The following is a 14,570-nucleotide window of genomic DNA, read 5'->3' on the forward strand; positions in this document are numbered from 1 at the left end:
AGTCAGAAGTCAGAAGTCAGAAGTCAAACTCTTGCGCTTACTTAGGTTTGAGACTTTTGTCATGTCCTAACTGCCCTGGCGACTGCTATATTGTGACCCTCAGGATAATCAAACGGGTGCATCTCATATTTGTAAACAAGCAGGGGCGGGGGCGCGGGGAGTCTGGAGATTTTATTATAATTTTTGGCTAATTGCAAAAGTGAGATGCACTCAATCAAACTAGCTGCGAGGAGTAATTTTGCTATAACTTCGGGTTTAATAATTTTGGGTTCCTTTTTTTTTGTTTCATGAATTGACTGATATCCCCCTACTAGTATTGAGATTTTATAAATTATTCAGTTAATTCAAATAATATTATTGGCGTAGGGGCTATATAAAGAGGTTGTTAGCTAATATTTATTCCTTTGATTACTTACAAATTTGAGTTGGTTTTGGTTCCCTAATTACCCAAGGGTAGCCATGCTTAATCAGTCCCTAAAACTAGTTATTTTTTTTTAAAAATATTGCCAATCATTAGGATTTATAATCAGCAGAAATTTTTCATTTTACATATCATCAGGAGGATATAACCTTGAAACCCTTAGTTAGTGTCGTAATACCTACCTATCGCAGACCAAAGTTAGTTAAACGAGCTGTTCAAAGCGCTCTAGCTCAAACCCTTAGTCAAATCGAAGTCATTGTTGTCATAGATGGTCCGAATGAGGCTACTTGTGCCTCACTCGCAGAAGTGGATGACTCCCGGCTAAGGGTGATTGAACTGCCCACCAATCAAGGTTGCACTGCCGCTCGTAGGGCGGGGATTGCTGCAGCTCAAGCCCCATGGATTGCTCATCTAGATGATGATGACGAATGGATGCCCCAAAAACTTGAACTGCAACTGGAAGCGGCTAATCGTTCCCAATACAAATACCCCATTGTTACCTGTTACCTAATTGCTCGGACTCCCCAAAACGATTCCATTTGGCCGAGAAGAATTCCCTCTAAATCAGAAGCACTGAGTGAATATCTGTTTGTTCGCAATACCTTCTTCCAGGGAGAAGGACTAATTCAAGCTTCAACTATTCTTACATCCAAAGAGTTATTGCAAAAAATCCCCCCCGGAAGCAGCGGTAAAATTCACGAAGATTGGGGCTGGGTGTTACGGGCGACTACTTTGGAAGAGGTAGGAATTGAGTTTGTGACTGAACCATTGTCAGTGTGGTATTTAGGAGAAAACCATCCTAGTATTAGTAGCACTACTAAATGGCGGACTTCATTAAACTGGATTCAAAATTTACAAGAGTTAGTTACACCCCGTGCTTACGCATCCTTTATCTTGACACAGGTAAGTTCAAGAGCTGCCTTCGCTGGTGAGTGGAAGGCATTTTTTCCCCTTCTCTGGGAAGCCATTCGCCATGGCAAACCCCTACCTATGGATATAATTTTGTACTTCGGTATGTGGCTAATCTCTCCCAAGACTCGACGCTGGTTGCGGAATTTACTGACTAAGAATCCTCAGCCATTAACAACTTGAGCAAAACATCAGGTTATATCAAGTCCGTTTTTGTCGTTTGTCATATTTAGTGTTCATAATGTAGTGTTCATAATCCAAGGTTGTTTTGGGTAATGGGTCACGGAAATAGGCAACGGGTAATCGGTAATGGTACAGGAGTAATCGCAATTGCCAATTACCCATTACCTCTTACCTATTACCCACGCCTTACAATAACGATGCTACCGGAGTGGATCTAAAAAATTAATCTAGCAATCTACCCTGCTAGAACCGTCTTCTACGGTTTCGGAGTCTTCGACGTTCCCGATGTCTCGCAATTTCTTTACGTTTGCGTTTTTGTGCAAATGTCTCAAAATGACGATTCTTTTTCATATCGGCAAAGATGCCAGCTTGGGAGACTTTTCGCTTAAATCGACGTAGGGCTGACTCTAACTGCTCATTTTCACCAACCACCACTTGGGTCATTCAATGTCCTCCTGTTTTGATCGCTTCCGTGGTCGAATAACAAGTCATCATTCATCCCATAAGTACAGGACAGGGCAAAACCTCTGATTGACTGAGAAAACTCCTACAACTGACGGAAGGTGTTGGCATCTGGCCAGTTTTTAAAACGAATGGCTTATATCTCAAGTCCGTTGAAAATCATAATCTTGCACCTGGATAGCCTGCACTCGTCTATGGCAAAGAAATCCGAATTAAGCCTGCCAAAAGCAGGCTCTCAAATCCTTATTTTTTCCTTACTCCTTGTCAAGTGGACTGTGATGGTGTACCTCCACGCTTCAGCCTGGAGAGTTTGCTACAATATCTCCCTTAAAACTGACTTTAGCTATGAGCCGTGGAATTAATGATATTGTTGGTTAACTCACACACTACAACTAGTGTGATTCTCGATCTGAACACTGCCTATTTGGGTTTTCCTACTTTAGGTCTTAAACGTTCATACTTGTCTGAATCAAAAAGTTTAAGATGCCTTCAATCGACTGATAGACAGCAATCCTACCCACACTAGTATCTTCCAACTAGAGTTCGAGTTTGCTTTACCCTACCAGGATTACTCCCTAAATTCTGACGCGCAGGGTAGAACTAGACAGGGGTAAAACCCCTGCCCTGGGCTCAGACCTGAGAATTGGGTTTTGATTTAGATCAAAGCGAGCTTAGTAGCGACGAGCGCCGAAGTTATCACCTTTGCGACCGCCCCCAAATGAGTTTCTTTTTTCCCGAGGCTTGGCTTTATTGACTTTGAGCTCGCGCCCCATCCATTCAGCTCGATCAAGCTCTTCAATGGCCTTCGCTTCTTCCTCCTCTGTGTTCATTTCCACAAAAGCAAAGCCCCTTAAGCGACCTGTTTCGCGATCGGTGGGCATGTGAATTCGCTTGATTTCGCCATATTCTTCAAACACAGATTTCAGATCCTCTTCTGTCACCTCACGTGCAAGGTTACCAACATAGACAGACATACAATATCTCCAAAATTTGATTTATGTAGAGATAGAAATTTCGGAGGCATGCTTAGCAATATGAAACAGAAGAAACCTGTCAACACTGAAAACAAAAACTGCAACCGATACCTATACTCGCTTTTTATGATAACATAGACATTAACGTGACTAACCTCCTACTTGGGTTGTGCAATTAAGTTGTGCAATTAAGCTGTTGTGGATTTTAATTGCATAGTTGCCAGTTTTGAAAAAACTTTTCATACCCACTCCTCATCTCTCCCTCTCCCCTCACAGCGGTTTCATTATAGCCGCAAATCTCGATAAACCAGGGCAGGTGACCGAATTTGGGACTGAGCTTTTGACGGACGCTATCAGCGTGTCGCTGATCAGCCCATTTGGTGATCACCTTTTGCTGATCAGTAGTCGGACCAAAGTTTTTATCGCTATGTAAATTTTTGTAAATTTTTATGGGATCTGCTTGGAGTAAGGATGGCAAATTTTTTAACTTTTCTTCATGTAGCACCGTTTATTTTTGAAAGAACTTCAATTTGTAATACATTAAGTAATACAGCGGTTGGCCATTGGGTGAGGTACAAATTCTTGGGTTTTAGGGAACTTCGGATCAGGGAACAGGGAAAAAATCCTGAGGTGCGACCCGAAGGCGCGACCCAAGGCCGGGTTACCCGGCCTTGGAGGCGCGCAGCTAATGGGAATTTAATAATTAGATGCGGAAAGCGCACCTATGTACCTTATAGTCATGAAAAACGCTGTATATAAAAACCTCATGCTGAGTGATCATCCCAACTAGAAATACTTAGAATTATTTAACAATTTGCGATTAGCCCTTCGGGCGATAAGGTCAACCCCATTGCAAAATCCTCAAAATTCGTAATCTTTTAGAACTACACAATGTAGTGAGTAATTTTTGTGACAAGATGCTCACAAGTGACCCAAACAGAACCCAAACCACTCGCTATTGCATCAAAACGGGGTAATAAACTTGAATGTTTCTCATAACTGAAGTCACACCGTTCATTTGTACTACTTTCAGCCTCAAACTCTCTTACTGTAAACGATGTAGCGATTGAGTTTCCCAAATATGTACCCATGTAGGTTTTGGCTTGATGCTTGCAATCATGGTACTATGCACAAAAATAGCATTCGCTTCAAATCCTTTCAAATGCTTTTCAGGAGTCGCTTCTAAATGTACCCAGTAGCGGTAGCTTAAAAATGGCTGGAAACCTCTCTAGGCAAGGGTTTTTATGAAATCGCTAAGGGTAACTTCAGTCGTAACCGTCCCAGCCTCCAACGAAGAAATGTGGGTTTCAGTGGCGATTCTGTGGTAAGATTGGGTTTATGAGTGTAGAGATTAACATCCCAGGGATTCAAATTCCTTTGGGAGATTGGGATGCCACCCCAGGGAGTGTAAAAGCGGTGGTAACAGTTTTGAGTGAGCGTTTGGCCTATATAGAAGAGCAACTCAAGCAAAATTCACAAAATTCATCTCGTCCCCCCTCAAGTGACGGTTTTGGTCAGCAAGATTTGTCAAACCCCCAGACTCTCAACAAGAAAAAGACAAAGAAAAAGAAAAAGTCTAGCAGTGATGGCTGATCCGAGAAAACACCACAGCTCTATCCGCTCGAAGCCTGTAGCGAAGTCCATTCCCATGTACCAGATATTGGTCAGCATTGTGGAGAGCAGTTGAGCGGCTTCGACCAGCGCACCCTTATCGTGATCAAATCGTTGATATTCCGCCGCTATCGGCCAAGGGAATTGAACATCAACTGCATCAGTTGGAATGCACTTGCTGCGGCAGGAAGAACCGTGCACCACTCCCTGCCGAGGTACCATCATTAGGCTTAGGAGACCGATTAGCGGCAGTGGTTGCAAGGTTTAGTGTAGAACATCGCCAAAGTCACCGGATGGTGAAGTCCTTACTTGCTACAAAGTTTAGTGTTGAGCTTTCCCGTGGGAGGATCAATCGTCTTCGTCACCAGGTGAGTGAGGCGGTCGCAGCTCCAGTGGAACAAGCTCAGCAGTATGTTCAAGGCCAGGGGTTTGTTCATAGTGATGAAACCAGCTTTAGCCAAGGCAATGGTGATGGACTTTTGTATATGTTCCAGGGGTAGAGCCCACGAATAATGCCGCAGAACGTGCCCTACGCACTGCCGTGATTTGGCGGCGAACCAGCTTTGGTTCCCAATCTCAAGCCGGCAGTGAATTCGCGCACGAGAATTTTGACTGTGGTGACATCCCTCAAAGCACAGCACCAAAAAGGGATTAGGGTTATCGGCTCCATCCCTATTACCACAAACTCTGATCAACACTCAAATACCTATGGTGGCGTAAGGCCATGGGACGGTTACCTTCAGTCATAAGTATGAGTAAGGCTATATAGCGTTGATCGCAGTTATGAGGTACAGTCTTTTTTGACGTTGATTCCCTGTTTTGATGCAGCGCATTCCTCTTCCCTCTTCTGATTTCCCAGATCCGCTGTTCCCTAAAATCCCGAAATTTTGTACCTCATAGCTATGATAATTGCTATATACCGCAATTATACGTAATTTTTACGGGTTTTTACCTAATGAAAAAATGTAGAAAAATAGTAAATATATCGAAAAATAATCTAAAGTATTCACACTATAATTAAATCAGACAAATTGATGAATATAAGTAGGTTTCAAAAAAATAGCTATTTTTGAATTAAAGCTAATTAAAGTCAGCAAATTATTTTTGCATAAAGTAAGATCTACTTAGATTTAGCACATGTTTATAGATGAATGAATGAGCAGATATAGATCAGACCTCGCAGCATTAGTATTGTCTTGATGCAAAGCAGGGTAAAGGCATCTTGTCAATACACTGGGGATAGTTCTCAATAAACCCAGCCTTATTGTGCTTGTTGACAAGGTATTTTCCACATATAGTGTTTATTTAATTACAAAAACATTATATATAGGAATCAGCAAATTAGATACGTTTACCCTGTGATGCAAAGCACGAGTGGGGAGGGGCTGCGTGGCTCGATAGTGGTACACAAGTAGTGATTTTAGCACCGGAAATCATGACCAGACCTTAGCCAAATCACTACATCTTTTGAACTTCAATAATATTCTTCACCCGATGACCCCATCATTTCATCATCATCTGTATTATCTGTAGTCTGAATAAGTGAAATAGATATTAGAGATAGGAGTTTTGAATGATTACTTCACCAAAAGTCAGTGTTGTCGTTCCTGCTTATAACGTTCGCTCCTACATTTGGGAAGCGCTAGTCTCTCTTGAGGGTCAGTCTTGTCGAGAATTTGAAGTCCTCATTGTTGACGACGGCTCTACTGATGATACCGCTGAACTGGTTAAACCGTTTTGTCGGCGGGATTCACGCTTTCAGTTATTGCAGAAGTCCAATGGAGGACTCTCATCGGCTCGTAACTATGGCATCCGTCATGCTCGTGCTAGCTACATCGCTCTACTTGATGCAGATGATGTCTACAAGCCGGAGAAACTAGCTAACCATGTGGCTGTACTGGATCGGGAACCAGAGGTAGGGGTTGTCTACAGTGCCTCACAAGCAATCCGTGATGATGGAAGTCCCACGATAATGCGTCTGAGTGGTAAGCCAGTTATGTCTGACCCACTCCTAGCCCTACTGTGCAAGAATTTCATTGGTCATGGTTCTAATGGTGTATTCCGAAGCTGTCTAGTGGATGAAGTCGGGGAATTTGACGAAGGGTTACGCAGTTCAGAAGATATAGATTTCTGGTTAAGAATTGCCGCTACGGGACGCTGGCGTTTTCATCGGGAGCCACAAGTCTTGTGTTGCTACCGAGTTCGTCCTTCTGGACTTTCTTTTAACATAACACAAATGCAGCATTCTCATGAACAGGTACTTAAATCAGCTTATCAACGCTCTCCAGAATTGGTAGAGACAGTATTGCCGACGGCTTACGCCTATATGTATCGCTACCTAGCTCGATTATCCCTAACTGCTGGTGATGCAGCTAAAGCTGTTCACTTTATCAACCAAGCGTTAGCTGCCAATAGCTCAATCTTCTATCGGGATCCGCGATCGCTTCTGACGCTCGTAGCTGTACGTCTGGCACCACTAGCCAAGCTGGTGATTAAGCGATCGCTTGGCTCCGTAGAATACAGAGCAAACAACTAAAAATTTTGTATTAGTCATCAGTCATTGGTCATTGGCCTTTGACGTGCAAGCCTTTTACATGCAAGCCTTTTGTCCCTTCCAAACCTTGCTAACCTAATGAAACTCAGCTCGTTACTCACAAGTGGGTTCTGGACAACATACGGAGCCCTCGGGACACGTCTGCTGGTATTGCTAAGTAACCTGATACTAGCAAGGTTGCTGTTGCCATCTGAATTTGGGGTGATTAGCGTTGCCTATATTTTTTGGTCTTTCCTGAATTTGTTCACCCAAGGCATCATCAACTCTTTTATTGTCTACAAGGGCATTGAAGACCAGCGTTATTTAAATACAACATACACAATTGCTATTGCCAGGGGATTGATGTTGGCAGTGGCAATGGTGGCGATATCTCCCCTAGCGGCTAACTTTTTCGGTGTACCAGACCTGGTATGGATTCTGATCGTGTTCGCCTTTAATCTGGTGGTGGCTTCTATCCAGTCTGTTTATCAGGGAGTACTCACTAGACAGATGAGGTATCGGGAAATAGCCCATGCGACCATAATCGCCTCGTTAGTGCGAGTAGTCTCTACCACTGGTTGCGCCTTTATCGGTTTGAGCTACTGGTCATTTGTAGTGGGAGATGCGGCTTTTTGGTTTATAGAGTATTGGATTAGTCGTGGTCATGTAGAACACAAATTCCGCTTACAGATTGATCCACAGGCTAGCTCAGAAGTTTTGTCGTTCTGTTTTGGTGCCACTGGCTCCAGTTTGGGATTTTATGTAAATGCCAATGGTGACAACTTTGTCATTGGTAAACTGCTGGGTAATACGAATTTGGGATACTACAACTTTGCTTACCAATTGACCCAGACAATTAACACTGTAATGGGTGAGGTGATTAATCAGGTAGGAATGTCCTCCTTCGCCCAGTTAGAGAATGACGAACAGCAGCAAAGTGTTCTAGTCACAATGGTTGAACAAATGGCTTTCCTGGGGGCTCCTCTATACGCCTTATTTTTTTTAGTGGTAGACGATCAGCTCATCTCTATGATATTTGGCCAGAAGTGGGTGCCAGCCTGCCAGGTGATTCCTTGGTTACTTGTGTTTGCTTACTTTAGGCTGATCAATAATTCACTGATTAATATGCTTGCAGCAAAAGGCAGAACTGGGATTAACGCCAAGGTTAACCTTATGATTGCTCCGGTCGCTTTCTTGAGCTTTATCATTGGTGCTGAGCAAGCAGGACTAATTGGGGTGGGAATTGCAGTTGCTTTCGTGCTAGGAATTGTCTGGACAGTCTACTGGTGGTGGGTAGGTTGCCGAGCACTAGGTTGGCCATTGATGAAGTTTTTACTTCCGTGCTTTAAAGCTGCTCTGATTGTACTGTTAGCCATTGTCAGTTGTCTAGGTTTACCAACAATCCTGAAGCCCTTCCTATTTATGAGTCTCTATATCGTCTGTATGCGCCTGATCGCTGCCAAACAATTTTTGAGTTACCAGTCTCTACTAGGGAAATTGGCTAATCAGCTGACAAAGTTAGGTAAAAGTCAGTTATAAGCTAATAAATTCAGTAAATTTACTGAATGTTAGGTTAACCGAATTCACTGTTTAATCCGTAATTTTTCTAATCTAAATTAAGGCATTAAATAGGCACAATGTTATTGTAGCTGCTCATATATAGCAGTTATCACTTGAGTAATGGAAAAAGTCATGGATTGTAGGGAGTAGGAATCCCCTCTTCCTTAATCAGGGGGGAAGAAAATTGACTGTACCTCATAAGTATGATAAACGCGATCAAACAATACTGTTATGGAAACGGCAAAACCTTGGGAATATCAATAAAAATAAAAAATGACAAATAACAACCAAAATAACACTATAAACGAACGAAGCTAGTAGATTTGAATCACTCTCATCTAATGAACGTGCTCTAAAACATCAAAGTATGGACTGTTAACTATGACCTCTAGCATACCAGATTTCCACACTAGAAACTTTAAACTGGGTGCCATGTCATTTCCAGAAAAAGTTATTTACTGGGTGATTGTGCTAACACCGCTCTGGTGGTTGTTGGGAATACAAACACTCTTCTACCCAGCGGTAGTTGTTGGTTTCTTAGGAGTCAACTTTGACATTGACAAACTCACTAGAAGATCGATACCCGCCTGTATCTGGGCTTGGTTAGGTATGGCTCTAGTCATGGTCTGGACTGCTACGTTTGGTCTCAATGACGTCGGGTTTGCCTTGCAGAAAATTGCTGCTACGTTCGTAACTTTTTTCAAGAGCTACTGTTTAATTTTTGCCGCACTGCTCCTACCATTTTGGCATGCCATCAGGGTTAAGGTGGTGACCCGTGCTGTAGCTTGGATGGCAACAGGATATTTAGTGACTATCGCCATTGAGATGCTCATGCTGGTAGTGGGATTAGGCAAAGAACCTTTTCTACCGCCCTTAGCCCGTCTAATTCCGGGAGGTGCTTTGAGTTTGCAAGTTACATTTGCTGACTTACAACCTTTTTTTGGTATCCCTTTACCCAGGACAGTTCTTTACACCCCCGACCCCCCCATTGTAGGGGTGTGTTCCATTCTAAGTTTTTTCATCTGCTTGGGTGAAGAAAACCGCCGCTTACGTCAAATATCCGTAGCGGGTTGTTTAACCGCTCTGCTAATTAGTTTTAGTCGTTTATCCTGGGTTTCCTTTGTGATGGCATTGGTGATTACAGCTTGTTTCCGCAGCAGTTTGGCTCGTCAAGGTTCTTTATGGATTGGTTCATTAAGCTCATTACTTTGTGCTCTTTTGGGAGGTCTGACCTTCAGTGATTTAGTGAAAAAGCCCCTAGAAATCTTCAATAGTGCTCGTGCCGAATCCTCTAAAGACCGGGAACTGGTGGTTACTAAAACCCTTGAGGCTTGGCAAGAACGCCCTTTGATGGGATGGGGAATTATACAAGGCTCCGTCAAATGGTTTATCTACGACATTGCTTTGGGTTCCTTTTCAACCTACGCCTCAGTTCTTTATTTGCACGGCATCATTGGCTTTATCTTTTTTATAGGTGCCCTAGGTTCAACCCTTTGGAGTACTTGGATTCCAGCGATTCGTGGTAACTATCATTGCCAGTGGGCATTTGCCAGTCTGGTGGCTTTGTATATGCTTCTCAACGGAACACCCTTGAGCTGGATGGCAGTGTATTTGTGGTATTTTTGGGTCTGGTTAGGGGCAATTCTTGCCGAAATACAGCGAAATGAGCAGTTTGTCTCTCGATGGGAGCAGTTATCTAGAACTTGAAAATGTTTGATTGAAAATTAAAAATCAAAAAAATAGACTTTTATTTATTTTTTGAAAATTAGTTATTAGTTCTTATTTATGAAAATTGCTATTGATTAAATTAATCATTATATAAATTAAAAATTGACACAAGATTGTATTAGGAATATATCTTATGAAAAAAGTAGTTGCGATCCTGAATAGACATTGGATACTTTTATTAGTTTTTAATTCTTTGGTGCTTGCAGCTAGCTTTGGAGCCTTTTCTTTATTAAAGCCTTTTTGGATTGCTAAAGCACAGCTAATTCTACCGGAAACAGGCAAGTTACAAGCTAGTTTAGGAACCCTTGGGTCATTAACTAAGGGGGATTCTGAATTGTCAGCGAAGAGTCATCCTCTGAATATGCAGGCATCTATTCTCAAAAGTGATGCTTTGATGAGGCGCTTGTTGGAGTCTGACCCAGAGAAAACGGATTTTCAAAGGTTAGTTCAATACAAGCAGTTGTTCGCGGTATCTCCTCACCAGGAATCGACGACCATCTGGTTGAATGCGACTGGGGCTAGTCCAGAATTAGCAAGAGATCGAGTCAGGGCACTGATCAGTGCGTATCAGGAGCGCCTGAATGAACTGCGTCAAGCAGATGGTACCACTAGGGTTGAGTTTAATAAGAAAGCGCTCGACCGAGCTAAGCAAAAATTGGATCAGTCTCAGGAGGCATTAGCAAAGTTTCAGGAATCCTCTGGTTTAGTGAATAGCGAAGCCCAAACTGAAGGACTGGTGAGGGCAATTACTGATCTGAGTATTAGCCAAGCTCAGGCTCAAGCTGAAGCTCAAGCTAGTCAACATCAGCTTCAAATCCTATCGACTCGTTTGGGTCTTACTCCTAAGCAAGCAATCCGCTCTCTAGGTCTAGCAGAAAACCGGGATTACCAGTTTGTGCGGCAGCAGTTGACTGAACTGGAAGCGACTTTGGTCAAAGCTCAAGCTACTTATACTTATGCTCATCCTGAGATCCAAAATCTGCTGCTACAACGTGAGCAGTTGCAGCAGCAGATTCAACAGTACATCTTTCTAGCAGCTGGTGATACGTTAGTAGACCCGACGCTAACTGATAGTGCTCAAGGAAGAGCAATGTTAATCCAGCAACTGATTCTGGCGGAAAGTGCTGCTAGTGGTCAACAACAACAAGCGGAGCAATTACAGCAGCAGATTGACCAGATGAAAAATACTTTAACGGTGATTCCTGTCCATCAGTCTAGGCTGCTGGAACTAACGCGACAGTACGATGTGGCTGCGGGAGTCTATAACGGTTTAGTTGCTCAAATGGAGCAAGTCAATCTTGATGCGTTTAGTGCTTATCCCAATGTACAGGTGCTTGACCCTCCCACTGTTGACGAGAAGCCTGCTGGTCCGAAGAAGTTGTTAATCATAGCTAATGGTTTTCTGGCATCGGCAGTGGGTAGTATAGCGCTGGTATTGCTTCTAGAACGGCGCAACCCACTGCTGAGTCCCAAAGACCTACAGGCAATCAAGTTCCCGATGGTGGTCAATATCCCTCATCTGAGGCACGCTGGTATGGGATTAGAGCTGGGTACAGAAACGGATGTAGAGTTTCAGCGACTAGCATCGGTGATTAGCTTACGCTCTGGGGAGGACCGTCGCATCTTGATTACTAGCGCGATGGTCTCAGAAGGCAAAACTACTGTCACTCTGGGATTGGCGACAGCTCTGGTAGATTTAGGGTTTCGGGTCTTGGTAGTGGATGGAGATTTCCGACAGGCAACCCTTTCTCAGCGCTTGGGTCATCACCATGACCCCCTCAAACCCGGACAGCCGGTGAAGATCCAACCGAGTCTTGACTTACTGCCTACCTCCCACAAAAAAGGCAAAATTGTGGAGCTGGTGACCCAGGGTAAATTTGAGCAGAGCCTAGCTACTGCGGAGGAATCGGGTGACTATGACTATGTTTTGATTGACAGTGCTCCGGTCAGTATGACCAGTGAAACTGCCCTGATGGCTGCTGTCATCGGTAATTTGTTGTTTGTTGTTCGACCTGAGATTAGTAAGCGTGACTTTGTCAGTGACAGCTTGGAACAACTGGCTCAGCACAATGCTCAACTGTTGGGTTTGGTGGTGAATGGGGTAGAAACTAAGTCCAAACCCTACTTATACAGATCTAGTGATAGTTTAGTGAAGTCATAAGCGATGAAACGTAGAACATTACTCCAGCTAGCTTTATCTGGCGCTGCGATCGCATTCCTCTTACCAAGACTCTTTGATAAGCAAAGCGCTACTAATTCGGTAAGAGCATCACCAATACAAAATTTGTGGTTGTCCGGAAAGTCAATTAAAACTAAAGTTAGGGTGGATTGGGCAAAGCCAGTCGCACAAACTACACCCTTCACCTTTGGCTCCAACGACTACGAAATTACTATTCTGGAAAAGGCATCAGACTAGGTTTTCCAGAAGCATTTGGCGGAACTGGATATCAGGTTAATTCGTATTCACCATATCGATCTATGGGAACGTTGGACTAACCGAGCTACGAAAAGCTGGGACGAGGCAAAAATTCAAGCCTGCTACGATGCCTCTTATCCCCAAAAGCCTACCATTATCCAAAACATTCCCCGCTGGCCCAGTTGGATGGCTACAGATCCGGATGGTCTACTTTCGAGAAAGGAGAATATATAGCAGTCGCCAGGGCAGTTAGGACATGACAAAAGTCTCACACCCTTTGTAAGCGCAAGAGTTTTACTTCTGACAAATGACTTCTGACAAATGACTTCTGCTATAACATCAACTACTCATGGAACTCTGGTGAAGACCGTCAGAATACCCATGTCGGCGCGGTTTGGTTTGCTTCAGTATTCAAACATTTAGCTGACGCTGGGATTGACATGGCGACCTCCTGGCATCTCAAGGATAAGTATTACGGCATGATCGACCCAAGTAATAATCTGCGACCTGCTGCAACTGTATTTCCCTGGGCGATCAAGTACCTGACTGGCAAGGTGATGTACACCCAGAGCGGCCATAAGTTTGTGGAGGCTATGGCAATAGAGCAGTCCAATGAACTGCGATCGCTATTGTTGATCAATAAATCAGCCAAACCTGCCAGCATCAGGATTGAGGGAGCACTGGATTTTCCCGACACTGAAAGCCTAAAAAGGCTACCCATGTTTTCTTTAGATACCAACGCTGTCAAGAGCAAGACCCTAGCAACAAGACTACTGAAGTACTCATCGGTGAGATTTAATCCTTACTCTCTTGTGTTACTGGGTTTGAGTAATTAGTGATTAGGCATTAGCCATTAGGCATGATAGCACTAGGTATTAAGTACCAGAACCATTAGACAACAGAAGTGAAAAAGATTCAGTGAAAAAAATTCACCGAAGCCTTACCCCACTTCAGCCAACACCTAAACACTAAAAATTAACACCTAACAGCTTGCTCTAACTCTCAAAACTAAATTGACAGAGTACTTAGTCCTTTTGATTCACCAATTTCGTGTCATGCAGCAGATTAATCACCCATTTCTGAAATTTATCGCTCATCTTTATTTTGAGGCTAAGGGTTTATACTATCAGTTTCGATACCCCAATCTCACCCTTGCCAAAGGAGTGCAGATCAAAGGCTCTCTTCAGGTAGCAGGTAGCGTTAAGGTAGTGATTGGCTCAGGTTCTCGCTTGGGTAAAGAGGTATTTATCTATGGTTCTGGTAACGTCAATATTGGTTCAAATGTACTGCTTAATGGGCCTTGTATAGGTTGCGAGTGCTCAATTACCGTGGGAGATGAATGTCTAATTTCTGACTGCTTTCTTGCTGATAGCGATTACCATAACCTACAACCCCACCTGCGTCACTGTCCTCCAGGACCAAAGGTTTCAGCTGAGATTGTGATTGAGCGAAATGTCTGGATTGGAGCCAGAGCTACGGTGATGAAAGGGGTACACATTGGGGAAAATAGTGTAGTAGGTTTAGGCAGTGTGGTTCGTAAGTCTGTCCCTCCCGGCGTGGTAGTTATTGGGAATCCCCAGCAAATTGTGAAGCATTTCAAACCAGTCAGTAAGACTCTGTGACTGAAAACTTTGGTACTGACAGGCTTTATTGTTTCTAGAGCATTGCTTGAGTAATCAAATTTCAGGGAAAATCTATAGATTTCAATTACCCGATCACCCGATCACCCGATCACCCGATCACCCGATCACCCGATCACCCGATCACCCGATC

Annotated in this window: 15 protein-coding genes and 1 pseudogene; 12 read left to right on the top strand and 4 right to left on the bottom strand. The window is 43.4% G+C overall.

Annotation, left to right across the window (positions count from 1 at the left end; genetic code table 11):
• Window positions 1-571: 571 nt before the first annotated feature.
• Window positions 572-1,513, top strand: coding sequence for a glycosyltransferase family 2 protein (locus LYNGBM3L_RS17150; RefSeq protein ID WP_008185798.1), 942 nt, complete (start codon window positions 572-574; stop codon window positions 1,511-1,513).
• Between the two features lie 18 nt (window positions 1,514-1,531).
• Here LYNGBM3L_RS17150 and LYNGBM3L_RS43780 read toward each other — a convergent pair whose 3' ends face one another.
• The 4 genes from LYNGBM3L_RS43780 to LYNGBM3L_RS17165 form a co-directional block, all read right to left on the bottom strand.
• On the bottom strand, window positions 1,532-1,675 hold the full coding sequence (locus tag LYNGBM3L_RS43780; protein ID WP_154659833.1) for a hypothetical protein: 144 nt from the start codon (window positions 1,673-1,675) through the stop codon (window positions 1,532-1,534).
• 81 nt (window positions 1,676-1,756) lie between these two features.
• On the bottom strand, window positions 1,757-1,957 hold the full coding sequence (rpsU, locus tag LYNGBM3L_RS17155; protein WP_008185800.1) for a 30S ribosomal protein S21: 201 nt from the start codon (window positions 1,955-1,957) through the stop codon (window positions 1,757-1,759).
• A gap of 689 nt (window positions 1,958-2,646) precedes the next feature.
• Complete coding sequence (gene rbp / locus LYNGBM3L_RS17160) at window positions 2,647-2,949, bottom strand: RNA-binding regulator (RefSeq protein WP_008185801.1); 303 nt, start codon at window positions 2,947-2,949, stop codon at window positions 2,647-2,649.
• Window positions 2,950-3,154: 205 nt separating this feature from the next.
• Window positions 3,155-3,454, bottom strand: a complete 300-nt coding sequence (locus tag LYNGBM3L_RS17165) for a hypothetical protein (protein ID WP_008185803.1) — start codon at window positions 3,452-3,454, stop codon at window positions 3,155-3,157.
• Window positions 3,455-4,287: 833 nt separating this feature from the next.
• On the opposite strand from LYNGBM3L_RS17165, the gene LYNGBM3L_RS41000 reads away from it, so the two are divergent.
• From LYNGBM3L_RS41000 to LYNGBM3L_RS17210, 11 genes and pseudogenes are all read left to right on the top strand, one after another.
• On the top strand, window positions 4,288-4,542 hold the full coding sequence (locus LYNGBM3L_RS41000) for a DUF6444 domain-containing protein (RefSeq protein WP_008185805.1): 255 nt from the start codon (window positions 4,288-4,290) through the stop codon (window positions 4,540-4,542).
• Window positions 4,543-4,619: 77 nt separating this feature from the next.
• Window positions 4,620-5,060, top strand: coding sequence for a transposase (locus LYNGBM3L_RS48755; RefSeq protein WP_008185807.1), 441 nt, complete (start codon window positions 4,620-4,622; stop codon window positions 5,058-5,060).
• Window positions 5,033-5,198, top strand: a pseudogene (locus LYNGBM3L_RS41010) (IS66 family transposase); the annotation flags it as partial. The gene LYNGBM3L_RS48755 and the pseudogene LYNGBM3L_RS41010, both read left to right, overlap by 28 nt.
• Before the next feature lie 935 nt (window positions 5,199-6,133).
• Window positions 6,134-7,096, top strand: a complete 963-nt coding sequence (locus LYNGBM3L_RS17175) for a glycosyltransferase family 2 protein (protein WP_008185809.1) — start codon at window positions 6,134-6,136, stop codon at window positions 7,094-7,096.
• A gap of 96 nt (window positions 7,097-7,192) precedes the next feature.
• Complete coding sequence (locus tag LYNGBM3L_RS17180; RefSeq protein ID WP_044493605.1) at window positions 7,193-8,632, top strand: oligosaccharide flippase family protein; 1,440 nt, start codon at window positions 7,193-7,195, stop codon at window positions 8,630-8,632.
• A gap of 402 nt (window positions 8,633-9,034) precedes the next feature.
• Window positions 9,035-10,360, top strand: coding sequence for an O-antigen ligase family protein (locus LYNGBM3L_RS17185; RefSeq protein WP_008185811.1), 1,326 nt, complete (start codon window positions 9,035-9,037; stop codon window positions 10,358-10,360).
• A 154-nt stretch (window positions 10,361-10,514) separates the two neighbouring features.
• Entirely contained in the window at window positions 10,515-12,542 is a 2,028-nt protein-coding gene (locus LYNGBM3L_RS17190; RefSeq protein ID WP_008185812.1) for a GumC family protein, read from the top strand.
• Window positions 12,543-12,545: 3 nt separating this feature from the next.
• Window positions 12,546-12,797, top strand: a complete 252-nt coding sequence (locus LYNGBM3L_RS17195) for a hypothetical protein (protein ID WP_008185813.1) — start codon at window positions 12,546-12,548, stop codon at window positions 12,795-12,797.
• A 15-nt stretch (window positions 12,798-12,812) separates the two neighbouring features.
• Complete coding sequence (locus LYNGBM3L_RS17200) at window positions 12,813-13,031, top strand: hypothetical protein (RefSeq protein WP_008185814.1); 219 nt, start codon at window positions 12,813-12,815, stop codon at window positions 13,029-13,031.
• A 206-nt stretch (window positions 13,032-13,237) separates the two neighbouring features.
• Window positions 13,238-13,633: a hypothetical protein gene (locus LYNGBM3L_RS17205; protein ID WP_008185815.1), complete on the top strand. Its 396-nt coding sequence runs from the start codon at window positions 13,238-13,240 to the stop codon at window positions 13,631-13,633.
• Between the two features lie 219 nt (window positions 13,634-13,852).
• The gene (locus LYNGBM3L_RS17210; RefSeq protein ID WP_008185816.1) at window positions 13,853-14,419 is read left to right on the top strand and encodes an acyltransferase; all 567 of its coding nucleotides are present in this window, start codon (window positions 13,853-13,855) and stop codon (window positions 14,417-14,419) included.
• Window positions 14,420-14,570: the final 151 nt, after the last annotated feature.

The sequence above is a fragment of the Moorena producens 3L genome (assembly GCF_000211815.1).
Lineage (GTDB): Bacteria > Cyanobacteriota > Cyanobacteriia > Cyanobacteriales > Coleofasciculaceae > Moorena > Moorena producens.

What these genes read in the sequence shown, in the direction of transcription:
- LYNGBM3L_RS17210 (WP_008185816.1), top strand. Translation starts at nt 13,853, where the DNA reads ATGCAGCAGATTAATCACCCATTTCTGAAATTTATCGCTCATCTTTAT.
- rbp (WP_008185801.1), bottom strand. Translation starts at nt 2,949, where the DNA reads ATGTCTGTCTATGTTGGTAACCTTGCACGTGAGGTGACAGAAGAGGAT.
- LYNGBM3L_RS17180 (WP_044493605.1), top strand. Translation starts at nt 7,193, where the DNA reads ATGAAACTCAGCTCGTTACTCACAAGTGGGTTCTGGACAACATACGGA.
- LYNGBM3L_RS17190 (WP_008185812.1), top strand. Translation starts at nt 10,515, where the DNA reads ATGAAAAAAGTAGTTGCGATCCTGAATAGACATTGGATACTTTTATTA.
- rpsU (WP_008185800.1), bottom strand. Translation starts at nt 1,957, where the DNA reads ATGACCCAAGTGGTGGTTGGTGAAAATGAGCAGTTAGAGTCAGCCCTA.
- LYNGBM3L_RS17195 (WP_008185813.1), top strand. Translation starts at nt 12,546, where the DNA reads ATGAAACGTAGAACATTACTCCAGCTAGCTTTATCTGGCGCTGCGATC.
- LYNGBM3L_RS41000 (WP_008185805.1), top strand. Translation starts at nt 4,288, where the DNA reads ATGAGTGTAGAGATTAACATCCCAGGGATTCAAATTCCTTTGGGAGAT.
- LYNGBM3L_RS17185 (WP_008185811.1), top strand. Translation starts at nt 9,035, where the DNA reads ATGACCTCTAGCATACCAGATTTCCACACTAGAAACTTTAAACTGGGT.
- LYNGBM3L_RS17205 (WP_008185815.1), top strand. Translation starts at nt 13,238, where the DNA reads ATGGCGACCTCCTGGCATCTCAAGGATAAGTATTACGGCATGATCGAC.
- LYNGBM3L_RS17175 (WP_008185809.1), top strand. Translation starts at nt 6,134, where the DNA reads ATGATTACTTCACCAAAAGTCAGTGTTGTCGTTCCTGCTTATAACGTT.
- LYNGBM3L_RS43780 (WP_154659833.1), bottom strand. Translation starts at nt 1,675, where the DNA reads ATGGGTAATTGGCAATTGCGATTACTCCTGTACCATTACCGATTACCC.